This is a genomic window from Pseudotamlana haliotis, assembly GCF_008806375.1.
Lineage (GTDB): Bacteria > Bacteroidota > Bacteroidia > Flavobacteriales > Flavobacteriaceae > Pseudotamlana > Pseudotamlana haliotis.
In genome coordinates this window covers 35,611-42,907 of the sequence record NZ_WAAT01000015.1, presented here as the reverse complement: position 1 = coordinate 42,907, position 7,297 = coordinate 35,611, and the positions used below count along the sequence as shown (strand labels likewise).

The 7,297-nt window shown below is 31.8% G+C and carries 8 protein-coding genes; 4 read left to right on the top strand and 4 right to left on the bottom strand.

What is annotated here, in order from left to right:
• From F6U93_RS02050 to F6U93_RS02035, 4 genes are all read left to right on the top strand, one after another.
• Nucleotides 1–515 (top strand): hypothetical protein (locus tag F6U93_RS02050; RefSeq protein WP_225312505.1); only part of this gene is annotated, 515 nt, incomplete at its 5' end.
• Between the two features lie 165 nt (nucleotides 516–680).
• A complete protein-coding gene (locus tag F6U93_RS02045; RefSeq protein ID WP_150936338.1) occupies nucleotides 681–1,388 on the top strand; it encodes a hypothetical protein in 708 nt (235 codons plus the stop codon).
• A 144-nt stretch (nucleotides 1,389–1,532) separates the two neighbouring features.
• Nucleotides 1,533–3,122 carry a hypothetical protein gene (locus F6U93_RS02040; RefSeq protein ID WP_150936336.1) on the top strand — a complete coding sequence of 530 codons (1,590 nt, stop codon included), beginning with the start codon at nucleotides 1,533–1,535 and terminating at the stop codon, nucleotides 3,120–3,122.
• Between the two features lie 21 nt (nucleotides 3,123–3,143).
• The gene (locus F6U93_RS02035; RefSeq protein WP_150936334.1) at nucleotides 3,144–3,818 is read left to right on the top strand and encodes a peroxiredoxin family protein; all 675 of its coding nucleotides are present in this window, start codon (nucleotides 3,144–3,146) and stop codon (nucleotides 3,816–3,818) included.
• 145 nt (nucleotides 3,819–3,963) lie between these two features.
• Here F6U93_RS02035 and F6U93_RS02030 read toward each other — a convergent pair whose 3' ends face one another.
• The 4 genes from F6U93_RS02030 to F6U93_RS02015 all read right to left on the bottom strand — a co-directional run bounded on the left by F6U93_RS02030 (nucleotide 3,964) and on the right by F6U93_RS02015 (nucleotide 7,155).
• Entirely contained in the window at nucleotides 3,964–4,926 is a 963-nt protein-coding gene (locus F6U93_RS02030) for a D-2-hydroxyacid dehydrogenase (RefSeq protein WP_150936331.1), read from the bottom strand.
• 88 nt (nucleotides 4,927–5,014) lie between these two features.
• Nucleotides 5,015–5,617, bottom strand: coding sequence for an outer membrane beta-barrel protein (locus F6U93_RS02025; protein WP_150936329.1), 603 nt, complete (start codon nucleotides 5,615–5,617; stop codon nucleotides 5,015–5,017).
• 218 nt (nucleotides 5,618–5,835) lie between these two features.
• Entirely contained in the window at nucleotides 5,836–6,510 is a 675-nt protein-coding gene (locus F6U93_RS02020; protein ID WP_150936327.1) for a hypothetical protein, read from the bottom strand.
• Nucleotides 6,511–6,684: 174 nt separating this feature from the next.
• Nucleotides 6,685–7,155, bottom strand: a complete 471-nt coding sequence (locus F6U93_RS02015; protein ID WP_150936325.1) for a hypothetical protein — start codon at nucleotides 7,153–7,155, stop codon at nucleotides 6,685–6,687.
• Nucleotides 7,156–7,297 lie beyond the last annotated feature (142 nt).

Here is a 7,297-nt window from a genome sequence, read left to right as displayed (position 1 = left end):
AAATCGAAACTATGAAAATATATTTAGCTATAATTCTACTTCTAATTTCATTGAAAAGTTTTGCTTGTACTTGTAAGACAAAATCACTTTCAACTTGGCAGAAATATGAATTGGAAAATTCCGAATGTATTTTCATTGGAGAAATTATCGAAGTAAATAAATCTGATTTGACATTTAAAATAAGAGTAACAGAGTCTTTAGATGGCGGAGATGAAATTGGAAATGTTTATGTCGGAAAAAATTGGAAATATTGCTCACCGTATGTTTCAGAAACTGGAAAATGGATTATTTACGGACATATGGAAAGCGGGTTTCTTCGACTGAATATGTGCGGGATAAGCAGGCCTTTTGATAATCCATCTACCTTAACTTCTGACCACACTCCTCCTTCTCCTCCAAAATCAACGAATGAGCAAAATAATTATGAACAAATTAGGAAGGAGTATTTGGTTAAGGTTAAAAAAGATTTAGAATTAGAAATTGTTGGATTACGAAAGGAACGTGATAAAAAATAAAGTGGCCAGCAGGTAACACCAAATATAATTTATTACTAGTTCTAGCTTACTTACGAAAATCCTGCAGATTTTTTAGTTGGTTTTTTATTTACTAAATTGGTTGTTTAAAAACGCCACAAATCAGATACATCACCTTTGTAACACATTATCCCCACAAGAAAAACCTTGAAACTAGTTGAAAAAGATATAGAAGATTGGATTAAACCTTATGCAACTATTGTTGGAGAACAAAAGGAGTATGATTTAAAATTGCGTGAACAAAATTCTTCTAAATTTTTCCTTCAATTAACCTTGCCGAATAATTTTCAAGAATATGCAATTGCTTTGCACTCATTTTGGATAAATAATAAAATTCCAAATGATAAAATTGTAGTTAGAGAGTTGTCGGACGAAGTATTTCCTGAAGATGATCTTTCTCGTGTAACTTGGAAAGATTTTCACGATAAAAAATATCGAAAATTTGATTTGAATAAAGCTATTATGGATAGTATTAAATATACTCATTCTTATGATAAGCAACTTAATAACGAATTGTATCCTGTCGAAGGCTTAATGGATAGAGAACATCTAATAAGTTTAGTAGAAGTAGTATTAGAGTTATATGGAAATCAAGAGATTGAACTGTTCTATACTTTTCTTGCCACGAATAACTGGGAAAAAGATTTGATTTACAGCGGTAAAATAAATGAACTTCCGAAATTATTTGAAATAGATAATTTGAGACTAACACCAAGTCTAATTTACCCAAAAGAAAAAAATTGGGTTGTGAATACAGATTATGATTTAGCATTCACTACAATCGGAGGAGAAACGAAGTTTATTTCAGAACTTGCTGAAAGAAATCGTGACGGAATAGTAAAAGTTGCTCGATAAAAACATGCTACAACAATGTAAGGTATTGTGGGCTTTGTTCTAAAAATAAACTTTACTACTTTTTATCTGGTATAATTTCAAAAGCGGAAAAGTCTGCTGACATTTTCCACAACGAAATCATAACCTTAACCATTAGCAGTCATAATGAAGAACCTAACATTCTTAACAATACTTTTAATTTCACTTGGATGTTCACCAAAAATAAGTGAACATTTTGAGCAAAATAGATACGTTAGAAATTATAGTATTCACATAATAAATGACTCACTACAATTATATTTTAAAAGCCCAGCAGATATAACCTATACAACCAACAAAAAGGAATTAAAGAAGATTATCCACAATGCAAAATTTAAGCTGTTAGATAGTGTTTTGGTTTATGGAAGAACTAATGAACCTCCGTATGAATATTTTGTGACAGTTTCTAAAAATAAAACCCAAAATTACCCGAAAGAACTTGTTGTATACGACACAATTATTAATAATCAGTCGATTAGGTTTATAGGTAATTCTTTGGGTGAAATTTCAAAAAGTACTTTAGAAATCGATTTGAACAATATTTTCAATAGTTTAGAATTAGGTTCTACTTATAGAAAACAAATCAGTACAGTTTTCGATATTGTGAAAAAGCATCAACTGTCCAATAAATTCTATGGTGCATTAAATGAGATAAGTGAATTTCCAACTTATGACAAGCATGAGGAATGGTCTAAACTACAAATGCAGCTTACGTTTTCTTCGTTTCTTGGAAAGAATGAATTTTATGAATCCTATTTGAACAAACTTGAATCAAGATTTGAACCAAATGATACCATTTCTAAAATCATAAGAGAAAATACAGTTTTTAATTCACAGGCTATTGATACAATTATTAAAGAAGCTGAAAAACATAAAATTTTAATGATAAATGAAAATCACTTTTATCCTAATCAGAGATTGCTTGTTTTTGATTTGTTACAATCTTTAAAAGAGGTAGGCTACAAATATTTGGCTTTGGAAGCTCTTTACGCCAAACAAGACAGTATTTTGAATTTAGCCAATTCTTATCCTACGCTTGAAACGGGGTTTTATACGAGTGAACAGAATTACTCGAACCTTATTAGAAAAGCTAAAGAATTAGGATATGTATTCATAGCCTATGAAAATACAGACAGAAACAAAAATAGAGAGCTTGGACAAGCAGAAAACATATACAGCAAAACGTTTAAAGTTAACCCTAACCATAAGGTTGTGGTTCTTGCAGGAGTTGACCATATACTTGAAAAACCAACAAGCAGAGGAAAAGAATGGATGGCTACAATATTTAAAAATAAATACAATATAGACCCACTTACAATAAGTCAAACTCACTTGAATTCTTACAGAAACCAAATTAAATCAGACTATGGAATCATTAACAGCAACAAATTTAATGAGGAGAGGCTAAACTCCTTAGACTATTTTGTTTTTAATAACAAACAAAACAGTTCACTTAAAGAGCTATCAACATTCTCATTTAAAAATAAGGCAAAATATGATGTTCAAGTATCCTTATTTTACGGGAATGAAATAAAAAATGATTACGATTATATAAAGAAGGTTCCCTATTTTACAACTATATTAAAATCTGATGAAGCATATAAATTGCCCATAGATAGAAAGCAAAAAACGTATTTATACACATTTGACAAATACGGAAAACGAATTGATAAACTAATAATTACGCCTGAAAACACGCTGTCCTCCAAATATTAAGGGTAATTAACAATATAATTCATGGAAAAAGAGAGTTCCTATAACTATAAGCATTTTAACCCTAAAGATTATAATTTCAAAAACTTTAAAGGACCCAAAGGAGGGGAAGAGTATATTGATTTTGAAGCCACAACGTTAGACGGGAAAACAGTTAAATTATCTGATTTTTTAGATAAAACCATAGTTTTAGATACAGGTAGTATTACTTGTCCGATGTATGCTAATACAACAGGGCCCATGAATCTGCTTCAAAAAGAATTTCCAGATTTCCATTTTATATTATTATATGTTAGAGAAGCTCATCCAGGAGGCAGAACAAAAGAAATAACAACTTTTTCAGAAAAGATTGATAATGCAAAAGCTACAAGTAAGCTATACAATGAAAAAAGAAAAGTGTTAGTAGATTCAGTCGATGGATTTGCGCATAAACTATATGGAAGCATGCCAAATATGACTTATGTAATTGGTAAAGATGGGATCATCAAGTTTAGGGCAAATTGGACCAATATAAATGCTTTAAAAAAGGTGTTACTCAGCCCTGACAAGATTGAGTCTAAGGATTATTATAGCGTGGTTAAACCGCCCTTCAATATCGCCTTGAGAACACTGCTTATTGGTGGGGTACGAGCATTATACGAATTTCTAAAAGGCTTACCTCAATTAATGAAACAACATAAAGAAGTTGATTCAAAATAGTACTGTTACGAAAGCACTACTGGATTGGAGGGTATTTCAATGGAGAAATCATAGTTCTAAACTCTGATACTAATTTTCCTAAAAATGGAAACACCGGGTTTACCCATAAATGCTCTTTGCGAGTCTCTATGTTACTTAACAAAAACTAATTCACAACGTTCAGCGGTTCACCTGAAATAAAAGCTTTCAAATTTTCAACAGCAATTTGCATTAAACGTCTTCTGGCTTCTATTGGTGCCCAAGCAATATGAGGTGTTATAATACAGTTTTTAGCGGTTAACAACGGATTATTTGGATCTATAGGTTCCACTGAAACCACATCAATCGCCGCACCATATACTTTGCCACTATCTAGCGCGTTTTTAAGGTCTTCTTCATTAATTAATGGTCCACGAGAGGTATTTATAAGCATCACGCCATCTTTCATTTTGGCAATACTATCTTTGTTGATGATGTGTTTGGTTTCTTCAAACAGCGGACAATGTAAACTGATGATATCTGATTGTTCTAGAAGTTCATCTAATGAAACAAACTTACAGGTTTCAGACTCTAATTCTGGATACATCGTACGGTTGTAAGTTATAACGTTTAAACCAAATGCCTGAGCTAATTTTGCTGTAGCCTGACCAATGCTTCCAAAGCCAATGATACCTAGCGTTTTTCCTCTTAATTCTATTAAAGGATGATTCCAAAAAGAGAAATCTGGACTTTTACTCCAGTCACCAGCTTGAACGGCATGATTATGGTTACCTACATGATGGCACATTTCTAGCAACAAAGCCATTGTAAATTGTGCAACAGAAGCCGTACTGTATGATGGTACATTGCTAACTGTAATATTATGTTTTTTAGCAACTTCAATATCAATAATATTATAACCGGTGGCCAGTACACCAATAAATTTTAAATTTGGAGCTTGCTCAATAACTTCTTTAGAGATGGGTGTTTTGTTGGTGTAAACAATTTCGGCGTCACCAATATGTTTTAAAACTGTTTCAGTTTCAAAAGCAGTACGGTCGTATACTTTTAAGTTTCCTAATGCTTTTAAGCCTTCCCAGCTTAAATCACCTGGATTGAGCGTATATCCATCTAAAACTACAATTTCCATAAGTTATCATTTTGAAATAAAAAACCTTTAAACAAACATATCTAAATATGCTCGTTTAAAGGTAAGTAAAATTTAAGATTTACTTTAATTATGCGCCTAATTTGAACACAATTCCAGCGCTAATTCCGGCTAATGCAATAGTGCTTTGTGTACTCACGCCGCTTCCTCCAGTACCAATATAAAATCCTTCGTATTGAATTGGTAAAAATAAATTTCCTTGAACATTTAATCCAAATCTATCGGTTAACATGAAGTTCGCTCCGCCTTTAAAAAAGAATGTAAAACGTGTTGAATTCTCATCATATTCAGGAGAAACAAAAACAACTCCCAAACCACCTCCTAAAAAGGGTTTAATGATCTGACTTTTTCCAAAGTAATGATTAGCGCCTAGTAGTAACCAGTCCATGTTAAGGTCTGATGATGTGTTTAAGTTAGGCCTATTGTAATAAACGTCTCTTAATTCTGATTCATGACGGAAATAACTAATCTCTCCTACAACATTAGGTCTAATTTCCATACCAAGAGAAACTCCAAGTTGGCCACTATTTTCTACTTTTAAATACCCATCAGGAAAGTTCAATTTCGCACCAAATTGTGCTCCATAAGATGCCGTAATTTCAAAGTTTTGTGCTAATGCCTTTTGCATTGGTATCAAGGCTAAAAAAAGAATAAGTAAAGTAATTTTTTTCATAATGTTAAAAATAATAAGGGTTGAATAAATTAATTAAAGTTTGTATGTGTTTGCAATATAATTAAAGTTGATAAAATTAGAGATTTAAACAGCATGATATCTTGATTAAAACAAGGGTTTCATTAAAAGTAAACTGTTTGTTTTACTATAAAAGCTGAATAAAAACAGATTAATGTGTTTCTATTCAGCTTCTATATTTATATCTAAATATGTTATGCTTACTTCTTTTTTACACCGTTTACAATGGTTTTAGCGTAGTTCTTGGCTAAATTATGACCAGTTTCAACATTGTCTATTTTAGAGGTTACAGAGGCTACCATTTGCTTTTTAGGCTCTAGATCTAAGTTATAAACCGATGTTTCTAAAACATAGATATTAGCCGTTTGTGTTTGTACTTCTAAAGGTTCGTAAACGCCTTCAAAACTAGGTTCTGGAAGTGTATTTGAATAAAATCCGTAAAAGCCCATATCGTACAGTAACGGGTAATCCCCTAAAGTTGCACCAGCTTCATAACCACCAGAGGTTGTAGTATTTGTTAGTTTTTCAACACCAATGACACGGCTATAAACCACGCCGTTAAATTTATTTGATTTAAGGATCTTTTTTACGTTTTGAAGCTCTGCCTTAGATAAAGAGTCATTCGGGTTCAACTCTGGGAATTGCACATAACTAGATGTGGCGTTTAAACCTTCGGCTTTAAGCTGCTTTGTAATTTGTTTTTCGAAAGATTCTCGTGTACTTGGCTTTTTAGCTTTTACAATAACTAATATGTTTTTAGACTTGATGGATGCAACATCGTCAGAAGTCCAGTGGCTTAATTCTTTTACACTTGAACAGCTTGAGATCAATACAAATAAACCTAGAGTTAGAAATTTAGAGATAGATAGCTTCATTTTTTAATAATGATATTTTATAATGGATTAACTAATTGTGATTCGTTTTTTAATCAAAAAAAGATTAAAAAAAAGCAAATATAAACTTTGCAAAGCATTTTGGTATAAACCTCTTTGATTAATTCTTTAAAATTTATAACAACCAAGTTTGTTCCAGACAGTCGTTTTTTTTTGTTACAAATCTTCAATCATTAAGTTGTAATCGTATTGTAGGTCTTCGTGCAGGTTGCCAATAATTTTTTTGGCTAAATCTAACTGACGGTTGTATAAATTTTGTAGTTGCGTACTTCTGGAAATGGACGGTCTAAAGGCCTTGAGTTGCTCGCAAAAATAGAGGAGGAGCTCTACTTCAGTTTCTTTCTTTTGAGAATAGCGAATAAATTTCTTGACGTTTCTTAAAATCTTCCTGACGCTTTTCCTGATGTAAAAAATGCTATTACGGTTTATAGCTTCAAATTCTTCGTCCATATAACTTTTTACACTAGCGATATAATCGTCTTCATGGTGCGATTCAAAAAGTAGATAGGTGAGTAGCTCCTTGTTTTCTTTTTTAAAACGCGATAGTCGTAAGCAGAGTTCTTCTAATTCTTCCGAAGACAAACTTTTTAACTCTTTTCTTATTTCTCTTACCGAAACGGCTTTCATAAAGGTCTTTTTTAAAATCTAATTGTAAAAGTACGTTGTTAGAAATGAAAAGTGAATAATTAAAAATGAAATTTTAGTCACAGTAACTCAGTACACGATTCAAGAAATAAACGCATAAACAGCATTCAAAGTAAATGCAATA

Excerpts from the sequence above, each read along its gene's own strand:
- F6U93_RS02040 (WP_150936336.1), top strand. The coding sequence starts at position 1,533 with ATGAAGAACCTAACATTCTTAACAATACTTTTAATTTCACTTGGATGT.
- F6U93_RS02035 (WP_150936334.1), top strand. The coding sequence starts at position 3,144 with ATGGAAAAAGAGAGTTCCTATAACTATAAGCATTTTAACCCTAAAGAT.
- F6U93_RS02030 (WP_150936331.1), bottom strand. The coding sequence starts at position 4,926 with ATGGAAATTGTAGTTTTAGATGGATATACGCTCAATCCAGGTGATTTA.
- F6U93_RS02025 (WP_150936329.1), bottom strand. The coding sequence starts at position 5,617 with ATGAAAAAAATTACTTTACTTATTCTTTTTTTAGCCTTGATACCAATG.
- F6U93_RS02020 (WP_150936327.1), bottom strand. The coding sequence starts at position 6,510 with ATGAAGCTATCTATCTCTAAATTTCTAACTCTAGGTTTATTTGTATTG.
- F6U93_RS02015 (WP_150936325.1), bottom strand. The coding sequence starts at position 7,155 with ATGAAAGCCGTTTCGGTAAGAGAAATAAGAAAAGAGTTAAAAAGTTTG.